This is a genomic window from Amycolatopsis sp. NPDC114484, assembly GCF_055633755.1.
Genome location: NZ_JBVKDQ010000022.1, coordinates 38,146 through 53,092, shown reverse-complemented (window position 1 = coordinate 53,092; position 14,947 = coordinate 38,146). Strand labels below are relative to the sequence as shown.

Sequence of the window (14,947 nt, the reverse complement as noted above, 5' to 3'; positions counted from 1 at the left end):
GTGCAGTAGTTGTCGAGCAGGATCGACAGGCTGTCGCTCCGGATCAGGACTCCGGGGAACTCGCGGCCCGGCATTCTGACGACCGCGTTATTGCCCGGATCGGTGAACAGTTCGACCTGCGACGGCCTGGAGACGGTCCAGCGGACCTACCCCTTCATCCCGATACGAAGCCAGGGTCACCGAACGCCAGCCGGATCTTCGCTCCGGCCGATGCCTTGGCTGCGGTGGCCTTGATGAACCGCGGGAGTTGCCGGAAACGACTCAGGCCGTCTCCAGGCAGCGTGACGGCATGGAGACGGCCTGAGAAACAAACCCGCAGCTAGGCGTACATCGCCAACCAGATCGCGATGTAATGCGACACCGCCGCCAACACAGTGCACGCGTGGAAGAACTCGTGGTACCCGAACGTCTCCGGCCAGTAATTCGGCCACTTCACCGCGTAGAAAACCGCCCCAACGGTATAAAATAGCCCACCCACGCAAAGCAGCACCAAAGCCGCGACCCCGGCATGGGTCAGCAGTTCCGGCAGGACGAACACCGCGACCCAACCCAGCGCGATGTAGATCGGCACCCCTAGCCAGCGCGGGGCGTGCGGCCACAGCATCTTCATCGCCACGCCGAGGACCGCGCCGCCCCAGACGATGCCCAGGACGATGTATCCGGTCGGCTTCGACATGGCCAGCAGGGTGAACGGCGTGTACGTGCCGGCGATGAAGAGGAAAATCATCGAATGGTCGGCGCGCTTCATCCACTTGTACGCGCGCGGGCTCCACAGCCTGCGGTGATACAGCGCGCTCACGCCGAACAAGCCCAGTACGGTGAGGCCGTACACGGACGTCGCTAGTGCGGCTACCGGCGAAACCGTCGAAGCGGCGAGGCTGATCAGCGTGGCGGCCGCGGCGACAGCGCCGAAGAACGACCAGAAGTGGATGTGGCCGCGCAGCCGGGGCCGAGTGTCCTCGGGGACAGGCGGGGGATCGATCTTCACACTCACCAGCCCAAGGTTACGGGACCGTAGGTTTTTCGCCAGCCTCCGTGGCGCGTCACACCTTTAACCGAGGGGTGCGTACGCTCGGGCGACGTGAGCCTCCGGTCCTTCATGTCCGACGTCGTATACAGCGTCTACAGCCGCCGCCTGATCCAGCAGTCGGCAGGCCGTCATCCTCGGCATATCGCGATCATGCTCGACGGCAATCGCCGCTGGGCCCGCGAGGCCGGGTTCACCGACGTGGCCGACGGGCACCGCGCCGGGGCCAAGAAGATCGCCGACTTCCTCAGCTGGTGCCAGGAGGCCGAGGTCGAGGTCGTGACGATGTGGCTGCTCTCCACCGACAACCTCAACCGGGATCCGGACGAGCTCACGCCGCTGCTGAAAATCATCACCGACGTCACTGACGAGCTCGCCGGTGCCGAGGTGCCGTGGCGGCTGCGCATCGTCGGCGCGCTCGACCTGCTGCCGCTCGAGGTGGCGCAGAAGCTCACCGCCGCCGCGGCGCGGACCGAGAACCACTCGGGCATGGAGGTGAACATCGCGGTCGGCTACGGCGGACGGCAGGAGATCGCCGACGCAGTCCGCAAACTTCTCCTCCAGCACGCCGACGAGGGCACTTCGATTCGCGAACTCGCGAAAATCCTCGACGTCGACCACATCTCGGAACATCTCTACACTTCCGGCCAGCCGGATCCGGATCTGATTATCCGAACGTCCGGTGAACAGCGGCTTTCCGGATTTCTGCTCTGGCAGTCCGCGCATTCGGAATTCTGGTTCACCGAGGCTTACTGGCCGGCATTCCGGCGCGTCGACTTTCTTCGCGCGATGCGCGACTACGCCTGGCGGCACCGCCGGTTCGGCGCCTGAGGCGGCGAACCGGCCCGGCGGACCCACCCAGCCGGGCCGGTCACCCGGGCCGCAAACGCCGCGAAGGCCCCGGAGCCGGGCTCCGGGGCCTTCGCGTCAAGACGGCTCAGCCGTGGTGGTGCTCCATCGAGTGGGCCACCAGCGCCGGGGTCAGCGCGATGCCGGTGTAGGCACCCGCGACCAGCGAAGCGGCACCGTAGCCCAGCGCGCCGCCGCCCTCGATGAAGGTGGCGTAGGCGTCGCCGAACGTCGGGTCCGGGGCGCCCTGGGTCGCGGCCGGGGAGGCGAACGCCGTCCCGCCGATCATCATCAGACCCGCGGCCGCACCGGCGACAATTCCAGCCTTCTTCAGCACTTCGCACACTCCTAGGTAGAGATACTGGGATTCGGGGCACCGGAGTGTTCCGGTGGTGTGTCCCGCAGTAAGGAAATTACCCCCGAATGGCCTCTAGTGAATGGTGCGTACGCCCATTGTGTGAGGGCTTGAAGGCCCAGTTCACTCGGACCGGTTCAGTGTCCAGGACGCGAAATGCATTCTGGTCTGGCCCGTGGTACAAGGCCCTTTACCTGGGAATTGCCTGCACTCGGTGATCAATTTTCCATGATCATCCATCTGTGCGACCCCCTGATCGCCGGACCCGGTGACGCTGAGTGAGCACTGTGGACACTCTGTTTCGAGCGACCGACGGTCGGATGACGAATCGGCGAATCACCTGTGTGGCTGCCTGCACGACGCGGCGGACGTAGGTACCTTCCGGAATAGAGGACTCGCGTTCCGTGCGGGTTCTCGCGGGAGGCCCTGGTCGTGGCGTTGATCGAGGGGGCGGCTCAGCCGCCCACGAGATGCACGAGGGGGCCGGCACCCGGCCCTCGTGGCCGTGCCGCCTGACGCATCCAGCGTCAGGGAGTGCGGACCCAACCAGGGAGGTGCCCGGCCCAGCGAGTGCGGGCGTGGGGTGCACACGCCCTCGAGGGAGATGCCGTCGTGACTGCGCAGCGTTCACCCCGCAAGGCCTCAGGCCGTTCTTCGACCGGTGCCCCGGCGCCGGAGAAAGCCTCGATCTCGCCCGAATCCCCACGCATCACTTATGTGCTCGACACGTCGGTGCTGCTCTCCGACCCGTGGGCGGTCACCCGGTTCGCCGAACACGCGGTGGTCCTCCCGCTGGTCGTCATCAGCGAACTGGAGGCCAAGCGCCACCACTCCGAACTGGGCTGGTTCGCCAGGGAATCCCTCCGGCTGCTGGACGATCTCCGGCTCAAGCACGGCAGGCTCGACGCCCCGATCCCGATCGGCGACCAGGGCGGCACCCTGCAGGTGGAGCTGAACCACACCGATCCGTCCGTGCTCCCGGTGGGCTTCCGCACCGACTCGAACGACCACCGCATCCTCGCGTGCGCGCTCAACCTCGCGACGGAGCAGCCGGCGGTCACCCTGGTGACGAAGGACATCCCGCTGCGGGTCAAAGCGGGTGCGGTCGGGCTCACCGCGGACGAGTACCGGGCGCAGGAGGTCACGCCGTCGGGCTGGACGGGCATGGCGGACGTGGACGCTCCCCAGGAGCTGATCGACACGCTCTTCTCGGGCGGTTCGGCGGACCCGGCGGAGTTCGGACTCGGCGAGGTGGGCGAACTGCCGTGCCACACCGGACTGCGGTTGCTGGCGGGCAGTTCCAGCGCGCTCGGCCGGGTCACGGCGGACAAGCGGGTGCGGCTGGTGCGCGGCGACCGCGAGGCGTTCGGCCTGCACGGCCGTTCGGCGGAGCAGCGCGTGGCACTCGACCTGCTGCTGGACTCCGACGTCGGCATCGTCTCGCTCGGCGGGAGGGCAGGCACCGGCAAGTCGGCGCTGGCGCTGTGCGCGGGCCTGGAGGCGGTGATGGAACGCCAGCAGCACCGCAAGGTCGTGGTGTTCCGCCCGGTCTACGCGGTCGGCGGCCAGGATCTCGGCTATCTGCCGGGGTCCGAGAGCGAGAAGATGCAGCCGTGGGCGCAGGCGGTGTTCGACACGCTCGGCGCGCTGGTCAGCCAGGACGTGCTGGACGAGGTGTTCGACCGCGGCATGCTCGAAGTGCTGCCGCTGACGCACATCCGGGGCCGTTCGCTGCACGACACTTTCGTGATCGTGGACGAGGCGCAATCGCTGGAACGCAATGTGCTGCTGACCGTGCTTTCCCGGCTCGGCTCGGCGTCGCGGGTGGTGCTCACGCACGACGTCGCCCAGCGCGACAACCTGCGCGTCGGACGGCACGACGGCGTCTCGGCGGTGATCGAGAAGCTGAAGGGGCACCCGCTGTTCGCGCACGTCACCCTGACCCGATCGGAGCGCTCGCCGATCGCGGCGCTGGTGACCGAGATGCTGGAAGACCACGGCTGACCTAGATCCGTGAAGGGCGGCCTGCCGCGGCGACCGCGGTGGGCCGCCCTTCACGGGATCTGCACTGGCAGGACGGATGCGGAACGTGCCTACCGGACCTGTTCGAGGATCGGAAGGCTGCATTCGTGAAATCGCCTGGGTCGAGGTCACGTGGCGCGAGTGGTGGCGTGGCGGAGCCGAGTCTTGTCTGCGAGCCCCTGGCTGAGGCCGAGCTGACTTCGCCCGAAGACTCTGAAGGCCCTCGACGCACGCTGTCGTTCGAATACGACTTCGGGACGCGGCTGCCCAGGTTCTGAGGAGTACTGCCTCGGGATCACATCTGCCTGGCCGGTAAGCAGCTCGCCGCACCCGGGATCGGACGCGGCGAGCTGACGTGTCACCAGCCGGAAGGCAGCGGGCGTCCCTCGGCGAAACCAGCCGCGGACTGCACGCCCAGCACGGCGCGCTCGTGGAACTCCTCCAGCGTGCGCGCGCCCGCGTACGTGCAGGAAGAGCGCACACCCGAGCAGATCGAGTCGATCAGGTCCTCGACGCCGGGCCGGGTCGGGTCCAGCGCCATCCGCGACGTGGAGATGCCCTCTTCGAACAGCGCCTTGCGCGCGCGGTCGAAGACGTTGTCCGTGCGCGTGCGGGCCCCGACGGCGCGCTTCGACGCCATCCCGAACGACTCCTTGTACGGACGGCCCTGCTCGTCGTACCGCAGGTCGCCGGGCGATTCGTGGGTGCCGGCGAACCACGAGCCGACCATCGCCGCGGACGCGCCCGCGGCCAGCGCCAGCGCGACGTCCCGCGGGTGCCGCACCCCGCCGTCGGCCCATACGTGTTTGCCCAGTTCGCGGGCGGCAGCCGAGCATTCCGCGACGGCGGAGAACTGCGGGCGGCCGACGCCGGTCATCATTCGCGTCGTGCACATCGCGCCGGGGCCGACGCCGACCTTGATGACGTCCGCGCCCGCGTGGATGAGGTCGCGAGTGCCCTCGGCGGTCACGACGTTCCCCGCCACGATCGGCACCTTCGGCGACACCGAACGGACCGCCTTGAGCGCGGCGATCATCTTTTCCTGGTGCCCGTGCGCGGTGTCGACGACCAGCGTGTCGACGCCCGCGGCTAGCACCGCTTCGGCCTTCGCCGCGACGTCTCCGTTCACGCCGACCGCGGCGGCGACGCGCAGCTTGCCCTGAGCGTCGGCGGCCGGGGTGTAGATCTCCGAGCGCAGCGCGCCCACTGCGGTGAGAACACCGGCGAGGCGACCGTCGGCGTCGAGGCCGAGGGCGAGCCGTCCACCGTGGCTGTGCAGGAGTTCGAAAACCTCGCGCGGCGGCGTGTCCAGCGGCACGGCGACGACAGCCGGCTCGGCGACGTCGGCCAGCCGCGCGAAGCGGTCGACACCAGCGCAGGCGGCCTCGTCGACGACACCGACCGGCTTGCCGTCACCGTCGACGACGACAACCGCGCCGTGTGCTCGCTTGTGCACGAGGTTGAGGGCGTCGGCCACCGCGTCGCCGCCGGTGAGGACCAGCGGCGTGTCCCAGACGGTGTGGCGGGACTTCACCCAGGAGACGATTTCGGCCACTGCCTCGGTGTCGACGTCCTGCGGAAGCACGACGAGCCCGCCGCGCCGAGCGACCGTCTCGGCCATCCGCCGCCCGGCGACGGCCGTCATGTTGGCCACCACCAAGGGGATCGTCGCGCCAGTGCCGTCCACAGTGGACAAGTCGACGCCGAAACGGGACTCCACGTCCGAACGGTTCGGCAGCAGGAACACGTCGTCGTAGGTCAGGTCGTGAGCGGGCACGTGCCCATCCAGAAAGCGCACGAGTCACCAGGCTACGTGGCTCGCGCGCGAGACGCTAACCCGGCGTGGCACGTGGGACAATGGCCGGGTGGACAGCCGTGATCGCGACGACCAGGGGCGGGCCCGCAACGCTCGCCCGCGTGATGGCCTGGGCCGCCCGCTGCCCTATGGGTCCGACGGCGTGCCGCGCCAGCCCGAAGGCGTGCAGCGCACCCCGGCGGAGACCCTGGCGGAGGCGCAGGACCTGCTGGACGCCGGCCGCCCGTTCCACGCGCACGAGGTGTTCGAGGACGCCTGGAAGGCGACGGACGGGCCGGAGCAAGAGCTGTGGCGCGGCTTGGCGCAACTGGCGGTGGGGCTGACGCACGCGTTGCGGGGGAATGGGAACGGGGCGGTCGCGCTGCTGGAGCGCGGGGCGGAGAACATCGCGCCGTTCCGGGAGGAGCCTCCGTTCGGGGTGGACGTGGCCGGGTTGCAGGAATGGGCGCAAGCGCTTGCGGGGGAAGCTCGGGAGCGGGTTCGAGTGGTGCCGGAGGTTCCTCGGCTGGCCCGGTAGCGGGGGTTCGGGGTTGGTCTGGCGAGCTGCTGAGGCGGGGTTTCTGGTTCGGCTGGCTGGGCTGCTTGGCTGCGGCCGCGGTTTCGCGGCGTTGCTGGGGACGGCGCGGCCTCCGAGGCGGGATTGGTGCTGGGTGGTTGCCGCAGGAAGTGCCTGGCGCTGGGCAGGCGAGCCTTCGGCGCCGGGATTGGTACTGCGGGTTGCGGCGGGAAGTGCCTGGCGCTGGGGCGGACGAGCCTTCGGCATCGGGATTGATGCTGGGGTTGCGGCGGGAAGCGCATGGCCCCTGGGACAGGCGAGGCTTCGGCCGCAGGGCTGAAACGCGTTGATCGATGTGGCGGCCGGGCCGTGGTCTTATCCGGCGGGCGGCGTGCAGATCCAGCGAAGAACAGCGAACTGCCTGGCCCGGCCGGGCGCAAGCGTTTGCGGACCGGCCTCGGCGGCCGGTTGCCAGACTCGTCAGACGAACCAGCGACCTTGCTGGCCCGCCTCACGAGATTTAGGGCGGTTAGGCAGCGAGCCGACGCGCCTGCCGAGATTCAGGGCGGTCGGGCAGCGAGCCGACCTGCCTGGCGAGATTTAGGGCGGTTAGGCAGCAAGCCGACGCACTGGCGAGAGTTCAGGGCGATCAGGCAGCGAGCTGACGCGGCCTGGCGAGATTCGGAGCGGTCAGGCGGCGAGCCGACGCGCTACGACCGCACCGCGGAACCGGCCGCGTGCCGGACGGTGCCGCGGTGAGTCGGCGCTCGGCTAAGCCGGAGGCCAGTCCGCTGATCCCGCTTTTTCCTTCCCGACGGTCGTCGCCTCGCCGTGGCCGGTGCGGACGATCGTCGCGTCGGGGAGGGGGAAGAGGCGGTCGCGGATGGATTTCACGATGGTCGGGTAGTCGGAGTACGACCGGCCGGTCGCGCCGGGGCCGCCGTGGAACAGGGTGTCTCCGGTGAAGAGGACTTCCAGGTCGGGGCTGTGCAGGCAGATTGCGCCGGGGGCGTGGCCGGGGGTGTGCAGCACGGTGAGGTCGGTGCCGGCGACGGTGATGACCTGTCCGTCGGCCAAGTCGCCGTCGGGGGCGCGGTCCGGGTGGGTCAGGTCCCACACGACGCGGTCGGCCGGGTGCAGCAGGATCGGCGCGCCGGTGCGCTCCGCCAGCGCGGGGGCGGCGTTGACGTGGTCGTTGTGCGCGTGGGTGCAGACGATCGCGCGGACCGTGCGGTCTCCGACCACGTCCGCGATGGCGTCCGCGTCGTGCGCGGCGTCGATCACGATCACCTCGGCGCCGTCGCCCACGATCCAGACGTTGTTGTCCACGTCCCAGCTGCCGCCGTCGAGTTCGAACACGCCCGACGTGACCAGGTTCTGCACTATGGCCGTCATGCCGCAGACCCTAGTGGCCCGCGAGGCATACCGCCGATACTTACTTTCGAGTATTCTTACTCGCGGTAAGTTAGCCGCGACGACGGGACTGCTCATGACCGACCCCCGGGATCTGCTCGCCGAACCGCTCAAACTGCAGTGCGGGGCCGTGCTGCCGCATCGCATCGCGAAGTCGGCGCTGAGCGAGCAGCTTGGCGACCGTCGCAACGCGCCGTCCGGGGAGCTCGCGAGGCTGTACCGGACGTGGGCACGCGGGGGCGCTGGCCTGCTGGTGACCGGCAACGTGATGGTCGATCCCACCGCGCTCGGCGAACCGCGCAACGTCGCGGTTCCGGCCACGCCCGATCCGGCCGCGTACCGGTCGTGGGCGCGGTCGGTGGACGGGACCGACGCGCAGTTGTGGGTGCAGCTCAACCATCCCGGTCGGCAGAGTCCTCGGTACTTGTCCCGGCAGCCGGTCGCGCCGTCGGCGGTGCCGTTCGGCGACCGAGGGGTGCGGACGGCGTTCGCCGCGCCGCGGGCGTTGACCGGGGACGAGATCGAAGCGGTGGTGGCGAGGTTCGCGGCGTCGGCGCGGACGTTTGTCGACGCCGGGTTCGGCGGGATCCAGATCCATGGTGCGCACGGGTACCTGATTTCGCAGTTCCTGTCGCCGCTGGTGAATCGCCGCGACGACGAGTGGGGGCGCGACCGCAGCCGCTTCCTGCTTGAGGTGGTGCGCGCGGTTCGGGGCGCGGTGGGGGATCGGGTGCCGGTCTCGGTGAAGCTCAACAGCGCTGACTTCCAGCGCGGCGGCTTCGACGAGGACGAGTCGCTGCAGGTGGTTCGCGCACTGGGCGAGGCCGGGATCGACCTGCTGGAGATCTCCGGCGGCACGTACGAGCGGGCCGTGATGATGGGGTCCGGCCGGGCGAGCACGCAGCGGCGGGAAGCGTATTTCCTTGACTACGCGGCGAAAGCCCGGCAGATCAGCGAGGTCGCGCTGATGGTAACCGGCGGGTTCGCCACGGCGGCCGGGATGGCGGAGGCGCTGGAATCCGGTGCGCTGGACGTGATCGGGATCGGCCGTCCGTTCACTGTGGACCCCGGTCTGCCGGGACGGCTGCTCGCGGGCGAGGACGTGCGAGCCGAACGGCGGTGCCCGCACACGGGAATCCGGCTCGCCGACAGCCTGCTCGAGATTCAGTGGCACACCCAGCAGATGCATCGCGTCGCCGCGGGCAAGCCGGTGGATCTGAAGCGCGGCGCGTGGCGGGCGCTCGCGCAGGCCGGGCTCAGCGATCCGCTGAACGCGTTTCGGCGGGTGCGCGCGTGAGCCGCTGGTCGGCGACCCGGGCACCGCTGGCGAGCACGATGAAGAAGACGCCGATGAGCAGGCAGTTCAGCGCGACCTGCCCGTAACCGAGGTCGTCGGCGTTGACGAACGGGTACGGGTAGTAGCCGTCGATCGCACCGCGGACGAGAGTGAAAGCCAGCCACACCAAGGGATAGACGAGCGACCACCAGACAGTGCGCCATTCCAGCACCCGCGGAGCGAAGATCAGCCAGCCGAGCACGCACAGCACCGGCGTGACGCGGTGCAGCAGGATGTCCGCGGCGAGGCTGAGCCCGTGCAGTTCGTACAGCCCCGCGAGCGCGACCTGGTAGACCACGCCGGTGACCACGATCCCGACCAGCGCGTCGAGCCACAGCACGCGCATCAGCGGCGAGGTGCCGCGTCCGCGAGCGAAAGCCGCGCTGGTGACGAGGACGAGAACGTTCGAGATGATCGTGAAATAGGTGAACAGGTTCGCCACCCGTCCGCCGAAGCTGACGTACCGTCCCTGCGGCGGCACCAGCGCGACGATCTGGATCACGAGCGCGGCCAGCACGACGACCGCGGTCACCCCGAACCACAGCCGGGCCAGCGCTTTCGACGACATGTCGCTGACAGTACGTCTCCGGCCTGGTCCGCCCGGCCCGACACGACCAGGATCGATCGCGCCGGGCCGGGTGAAACTTGTCCAGGCCGAGTGGCACCTGCCCGCCGGAGGCAGTGCTCGGTCGCTGACTACCGCATCACCGCACCGCCTTCACCAGAGCAGGCACGAAGACCGACGCGTCGACCGTGCCCCAGCCGCTCGCGATGTCGTAACCCGGACCGGCCTTGAAGCCTTCGACGTCGTACTGGCTGTTGTCGCCCTTGGTGACGTCGACGATCCCGGCCGCGGTGCCCTTCGGACCCAGTTTCGAGTACAGCGCCGGGTTGATCTGGCCCAGCCGGCCGTGGTTGGCCTGCACCGCCAACGCCAGCACGCCCGCGAACAACGGTGCCGACTGCGACGTCCCCTGGACGCCTTCCATGCTGATGTCCGGGTACGCCCGCATCGTGCTGCCGGTGATCTTCTTGACGCGGCTCTGCCAGGACGGTCGTGCGTACGCCTTCGACAGGCCCGCGCCCTCGCTGAATCCGTTGTCCGCCGCGTTGACCAGGTCGTCGGGCTTGGTGCGGACGCCGTTCGCGTCCAAGTGCAGTTGGGTGCCGCCGAGCGTGGTGACGTTCGGGTCGCTGGCAGGCCAGCTCGCCACGCGGTACGGGTACTTGCCTGGGCCCTGCAGGTACGACCCGGTCGGCCCGTCATCGCCGGACGACGCCACCAGCGTGACGCCCGCCTTGCTCGCCCGCTCCAGCGCCGGGTCGAGGGTCTTGATCGACTCGAAGGACGGGAAGTTCTCCTCGGTGGTGCCGAAGCTCATCGAGACCACGTCGGCGACGCGGTGCTCAGTCAGGTAGTCGACGGCGTGCATCATTTCCGGCAACCCGGCGAAGCCCTGCGTCTCGGCGACCGGAGTGGCCGCGACGACGATCTTCGCGGCCGGGGCCATCGCGTGCATCATCGTGACGTCGAGGTCGGTTTCCCCGCCCCACGACTGGCAGGCGGCGGTGTCCACCCCCGGGTCGGTGCACGCGGGCACCGCGCCGGAGGGCTGCAGCACCTCGACGTTCGCCGGAGGCAGGCCGTGCTGCCGCGAATACTCGTCCAGCACCTGCTTGACTTTGTCGTCGCCGAACGACACCAGCGTGGCCACGGTGGACCCGGCGCCGGTGATGCCCTGGTTCCACAGCTTCGTGGCGTTGTACGCACCGCTTTCCTTCGGCAGCTTGGCCATCGCCGCGTTGAGCCGCGCCACCCGCTCGCTCACGGTGGTCGCGCCGACGAACGACTGCGCGGCAGCCGAGAAGTGGTGCCGGGAAGGCTGCGGCGGCGCTGGCGCGGCACTGGCCGGTGCGGCCACCACCGTCGCGGCGAGCGCCACGCCCGCCAGCAGGGTCATCGGCCGCCCGAATCCCCGGACAGCTGATTTCACCCGGAACGTCATGCTGTTCTCCCATCGACACAGGCCAGTGCTCCCACTCTCGGGTACGCGGCCACGGGTGCGACATCAACTTTCGTCGGGCGTTTTCCTGAGTACGGCGGGGAAAACTGTCCGATGTCCGTAATATGCCCACTCATCCGGAGGGCGTGCGGGGCGATCATCCGGACGCCTCCTCGGAACCGGGCTGTTCTTCGAGGCTGGACGCCGTGGAATCAGCCTGCGCCGCGGAACTCGGCTGCTTCGTGGACTCAGGCTGAGCTGCGGGACTCGGCCCACCCGCGGATCCAGCACTTCCCTCCGCGCGGGGCTGCTCCGCCGGACGGCTGCCGCGCAGCAGCCCCCGGACGGTGTCGATGGTGTCCGCCTCGCCGGGTTCCTTGTCCGGCCGATACCGCACCACCCGGGCGAACCGCAGCGCCAGCCCGCCCGGATACCGCGTGCTGACCTGAGCCCCGTCCAGTTCGATCTCGACCACCATTTCCGGTCGTACGTGGACGGTCCACTGGTCGCGGTGCGTCTCGATCTCCTGGAACCGCTCGGTCTGCCAGGCCAGCAGCTCGTCGGTGAGGCCCTTGAACGTCTTGCCCACCATGATCGGCGGCCCGCCGTCCGGATCGCGCGCGCCGAGGTGCAGATTCGACAGTTTCCCGGTGCGCCTCCCATGTCCCCATTCCGCCGCCAGCACCACCAGATCGATGGTGTGCACCGGTTTCACCTTCAGCCACGCCCGCCCGCGCCGCCCGGCCGCGTAGATCGAATCGAGGTCCTTCACCATCACGCCCTCGTGCCCGGCGTCCATCGCCGCGTCGAGCACCGCGGCCGGTGATTCCGGCCGGAGCGAGCCGGGGATCACGTGCTCGCCCGCCACCCGGCGCAGCGCCTCGTTGCGTTCGGACAACGGCGCGTCGAGCAGATCGACCCCGTCCAGATGCAGGCAGTCGAAGAAGTACGGCCGCAGCAGCAACGCCCGCACCTGTTCGTCCCGCGTGCTGCCGAACCGGCTCATCGTTTCCTGGAACGGCCGCGGCCGCCCGTCGTCGGTGAGCGCGAGGGTTTCGCCGTCCAGCACTACCGATTCACACGGCAGCGCCCGCACCAGCTCGACCAATTCGGCTACGCTGCCGGTGATTTCCCGCAGCGTGCGGGTGTACACGTGCACTTCCGAACCCTGCCGGTGCACCTGGATCCGCGCACCGTCCATTTTGTACTCGACGATCGCGTTCCCGTGCTCCGCCACGGCTTCCTCCAGCGATTCCGCCGGCGACGCGAGCATCGGCCGGACCGGGCGGCCCAGCTCCAGCCCGAATTCCGCGAGCGCCGCCGCGCCCCCGGTCAGCGCCGCCTGTCCGGTGACCGGCAGCCGCCCGGACAGCATGAACGCACGCCGCACCTGGTCGAGGCCCACCTCGGCCGCCGCCGCGATCGCGTCGACCATCACGCCTTCCAGCGCGCCCTGCCGCAGCTCCCCGGTGATGAGCCGGAACACGAACTCCTGCTCGGCCCGCGTCAGCCGGGAGAACAACGCCGTGAGCACCTCCGCCCGTCGCTTCACCGAACCCGCGCCCGCCGCGGCCGCGACGTCGGCGAGCGCGACTTCGACCTCGGCCACGGAGACGGCAGGCACGGCCGCGGGTTCGACGGCGAGGTCGGCGAGCGTGCGCCAGCCGGCTCCGAGCCGGTCCTGCGCCGTCTGCCCGGTGAGATACGCGATCACCGCGGGCAGTTCTCCGGGTTCGGCCGTGCGCAGCAAATCAGCCAGCACGGCGATCTTCGTTTTCCGTGACCGCGTGGCCGCCAGTTCGGCGGAGGCGGTGACGAGGTCGGTGAACAACACCCGGCCATCATCACCCCCGCCACCGACAAAAACTCCCGCCTCAGCCTCGACCGGGTGAAAAAGAGCTGGTCAGGCATCCGGACGAGTGCAGTACTGATCCAGCAGGCCCTGTTTCGTCACACACGGCGTGTACCCTGCGTCCTGCAGTTCCGCCCGCGCCGTACTGCTGCGCAGGTAGTCGATGAACTGCTTCAGCAGGGAATCGTTCTCCGGCACGCCTTTGGTGTAGAGGTACTCCACCGTCCAGAAGCGATAACCGGCGTCGATACTGGTCACGTCGGGGTAGCGGTCGTCGAGCTTCGCCATGGCGACCCGGCCCCCAGCCGCTGCGATCTTGGCCGCGGGCACGTCCGCGTAGCCGATCGCACCAGGCGTGTCGCCGACGGCGCGCAGCAGTTCGTCGGTCGTGCCGCGTTCGCAGCGCACCACCGCGGCGTGCGGGTCGCGGGTCGGCGTCCGGCAGTCGTCCGACGACAGCCCCGGCTCGGCCGTGCCCAGTATTTTCTCCTCGAAAGTCTTGCGCGTGCCCGATTCCTGCCCTCGGCCGACGACCCGGATCGGAATCGACGGGCCCTCGCGCAGCTGCGTCCAGTTGGTGTACTTCCCGCTGAAGATGCCGCGGACCTGCTCGCCGCTCAGGTGGTCGGTGCCAACGGCTTTGTTCACTACCAGGCTGTACACGAGCACCGCGACCGGTTGCGTGACCAGATCCAGCCCAGCGTTGGAAGCCTTGCCGTCGGACAGTACAGCCAAGCTGTCCTTTTGCTCTGCGGGCAACGGCCCCAGTTCGCGCACGGCGGACACGCTCCCGACTGCCTGCGTCGTGATCGTCGCACCGGGACACAGCCGCTGGTACTCGTCCGCGACACTGTTCATGATCCGCGCGAACGCACTGGATCCGTGCACCGCAAGGGATCCTTTGCCGCAGCCAGGTTCGGACCCGCGCGACACGGCGACGAGGAGCATGCTCAGCAAGGCCCCGGTCAGCAGCACTCCGATCGCTACCGTGACGATCGGCCACGACAACCAGCGCTGTTTGCGTTCGTCTTTGATCCGGCCGCCGCTGAGCCGTCCGGTGACGTCCAGTTCCTTCGACAGCGGGCCGCCTCGCCAGTCGTCCGGCTCGCGCAGCACGACGACGAGTTTGAACTTTTCCCGCCGCTTCAGCGAAAGCTGTTGAAGACGGACGCCGTGCCATTGCGGCGCGGGTACGGCCGTGGAGTCGGTTTGCCGCAGCAGCGCGGACAACCGCTGCGGCAGCAATGCCCGCACTCCGGACAGTCGCGCGGTCCCGGGATCAGGCGTAGGCTGGTCATGAGTAAAGAATTCAAGTCCGTTCCGGACCACATCACGCAAACCGTCCTTGGCGTCGGACACGCGCGCGTCCCAGACCACCCTCCGGCCGAAGGTGAACTGCAGCGGGTGTTCCCAGTCGTCCGGGCCGATGTCGAAGCTGCCGGTGTTGCGGATGCGGATCACGACGACACTGAGCGGTTCCAGCAGCTGCACGGTGCGCACGAGTTCCGGATCCGCTTGCATCGCACCGTTGTCCGAGTCGCTGAGCGTCACTGGATTGAGGCCGATTTTGGAGTTGTAGAGTTCCCGGTAGATGACGCGCCTGCGGCGGATCACGTAGCGGTCGATGAACGGGGCGAGGATTGTCGCGCCCGCGACGACGGCGATGGGCACGATGCCGCGGCTGGACGTGAGCACGTCGGCGAGTGTGCGCACTATTTCCCCGAAGCTCACGGTGATCCCCCTGCCCCCGCTCCCGAGAATGTCCACCCTAAGCGTCA

Annotated in this window: 12 protein-coding genes and 1 pseudogene; 4 read left to right on the top strand and 9 right to left on the bottom strand. The window is 69.1% G+C overall.

Features of this window, described 5'->3' with window-relative positions; genetic code table 11:
* Positions 1 to 14: 14 nt before the first annotated feature.
* Positions 15 to 110, bottom strand: a pseudogene (locus ACZ7SW_RS37000) (DUF6959 family protein); the annotation flags it as partial.
* A 209-nt stretch (positions 111 to 319) separates the two neighbouring features.
* On the bottom strand, positions 320 to 997 hold the full coding sequence (gene trhA, locus ACZ7SW_RS36995) for a PAQR family membrane homeostasis protein TrhA (RefSeq protein WP_470235074.1): 678 nt from the start codon (positions 995 to 997) through the stop codon (positions 320 to 322).
* 102 nt (positions 998 to 1,099) lie between these two features.
* Here trhA and ACZ7SW_RS36990 point away from each other — a divergent pair, with 102 nt between their 5' ends.
* Positions 1,100 to 1,858, top strand: coding sequence for an isoprenyl transferase (locus tag ACZ7SW_RS36990; protein WP_470235073.1), 759 nt, complete (start codon positions 1,100 to 1,102; stop codon positions 1,856 to 1,858).
* 106 nt (positions 1,859 to 1,964) lie between these two features.
* Here ACZ7SW_RS36990 and ACZ7SW_RS36985 read toward each other — a convergent pair whose 3' ends face one another.
* Positions 1,965 to 2,213 (bottom strand): hypothetical protein, encoded by a 249-nt coding sequence (locus ACZ7SW_RS36985; RefSeq protein ID WP_037367894.1) that lies wholly within the window; start codon positions 2,211 to 2,213, stop codon positions 1,965 to 1,967.
* A 735-nt stretch (positions 2,214 to 2,948) separates the two neighbouring features.
* Between ACZ7SW_RS36985 and ACZ7SW_RS36980 the strand changes: the two genes are divergently transcribed.
* Complete coding sequence (locus tag ACZ7SW_RS36980; protein ID WP_452077072.1) at positions 2,949 to 4,235, top strand: PhoH family protein; 1,287 nt, start codon at positions 2,949 to 2,951, stop codon at positions 4,233 to 4,235.
* Positions 4,236 to 4,611: 376 nt separating this feature from the next.
* Here the strand turns inward: ACZ7SW_RS36980 and guaB1 are convergent, their stop codons facing one another.
* A complete protein-coding gene (gene guaB1 / locus ACZ7SW_RS36975) occupies positions 4,612 to 6,051 on the bottom strand; it encodes a GMP reductase (protein ID WP_470235013.1) in 1,440 nt (479 codons plus the stop codon).
* A 67-nt stretch (positions 6,052 to 6,118) separates the two neighbouring features.
* Here guaB1 and ACZ7SW_RS36970 point away from each other — a divergent pair, with 67 nt between their 5' ends.
* Positions 6,119 to 6,586 carry a DUF309 domain-containing protein gene (locus tag ACZ7SW_RS36970; RefSeq protein WP_470235012.1) on the top strand — a complete coding sequence of 156 codons (468 nt, stop codon included), beginning with the start codon at positions 6,119 to 6,121 and terminating at the stop codon, positions 6,584 to 6,586.
* Positions 6,587 to 7,336: 750 nt separating this feature from the next.
* On the opposite strand, the gene ACZ7SW_RS36965 is transcribed toward ACZ7SW_RS36970, so the two are convergent.
* Positions 7,337 to 7,960, bottom strand: coding sequence for an MBL fold metallo-hydrolase (locus tag ACZ7SW_RS36965; RefSeq protein WP_470235011.1), 624 nt, complete (start codon positions 7,958 to 7,960; stop codon positions 7,337 to 7,339).
* Positions 7,961 to 8,054: 94 nt separating this feature from the next.
* On the opposite strand from ACZ7SW_RS36965, the gene ACZ7SW_RS36960 reads away from it, so the two are divergent.
* A complete protein-coding gene (locus ACZ7SW_RS36960) occupies positions 8,055 to 9,275 on the top strand; it encodes an NADH:flavin oxidoreductase/NADH oxidase family protein (protein WP_470235010.1) in 1,221 nt (406 codons plus the stop codon).
* On the opposite strand, the gene ACZ7SW_RS36955 is transcribed toward ACZ7SW_RS36960, so the two are convergent.
* The 4 genes from ACZ7SW_RS36955 to ACZ7SW_RS36940 form a co-directional block, all read right to left on the bottom strand.
* Entirely contained in the window at positions 9,235 to 9,882 is a 648-nt protein-coding gene (locus ACZ7SW_RS36955; RefSeq protein ID WP_470235009.1) for a Pr6Pr family membrane protein, read from the bottom strand. The genes ACZ7SW_RS36960 and ACZ7SW_RS36955 overlap by 41 nt on opposite strands.
* Positions 9,883 to 10,018: 136 nt before the next feature.
* The gene (locus tag ACZ7SW_RS36950; protein ID WP_470235008.1) at positions 10,019 to 11,320 is read right to left on the bottom strand and encodes a S53 family peptidase; all 1,302 of its coding nucleotides are present in this window, start codon (positions 11,318 to 11,320) and stop codon (positions 10,019 to 10,021) included.
* Between the two features lie 154 nt (positions 11,321 to 11,474).
* A complete protein-coding gene (locus ACZ7SW_RS36945) occupies positions 11,475 to 13,151 on the bottom strand; it encodes an ATP-dependent DNA ligase (protein WP_470235007.1) in 1,677 nt (558 codons plus the stop codon).
* Between the two features lie 69 nt (positions 13,152 to 13,220).
* The gene (locus tag ACZ7SW_RS36940) at positions 13,221 to 14,900 is read right to left on the bottom strand and encodes a PstS family phosphate ABC transporter substrate-binding protein (protein ID WP_470235006.1); all 1,680 of its coding nucleotides are present in this window, start codon (positions 14,898 to 14,900) and stop codon (positions 13,221 to 13,223) included.
* Between the last annotated feature and the right edge of the window lie 47 nt (positions 14,901 to 14,947).

What these genes read in the sequence shown, in the direction of transcription:
- ACZ7SW_RS36950 (WP_470235008.1), bottom strand. Translation starts at nt 11,320, where the DNA reads ATGACGTTCCGGGTGAAATCAGCTGTCCGGGGATTCGGGCGGCCGATG.
- ACZ7SW_RS36990 (WP_470235073.1), top strand. Translation starts at nt 1,100, where the DNA reads ATGTCCGACGTCGTATACAGCGTCTACAGCCGCCGCCTGATCCAGCAG.
- ACZ7SW_RS36955 (WP_470235009.1), bottom strand. Translation starts at nt 9,882, where the DNA reads ATGTCGTCGAAAGCGCTGGCCCGGCTGTGGTTCGGGGTGACCGCGGTC.
- ACZ7SW_RS36960 (WP_470235010.1), top strand. Translation starts at nt 8,055, where the DNA reads ATGACCGACCCCCGGGATCTGCTCGCCGAACCGCTCAAACTGCAGTGC.
- ACZ7SW_RS36965 (WP_470235011.1), bottom strand. Translation starts at nt 7,960, where the DNA reads ATGACGGCCATAGTGCAGAACCTGGTCACGTCGGGCGTGTTCGAACTC.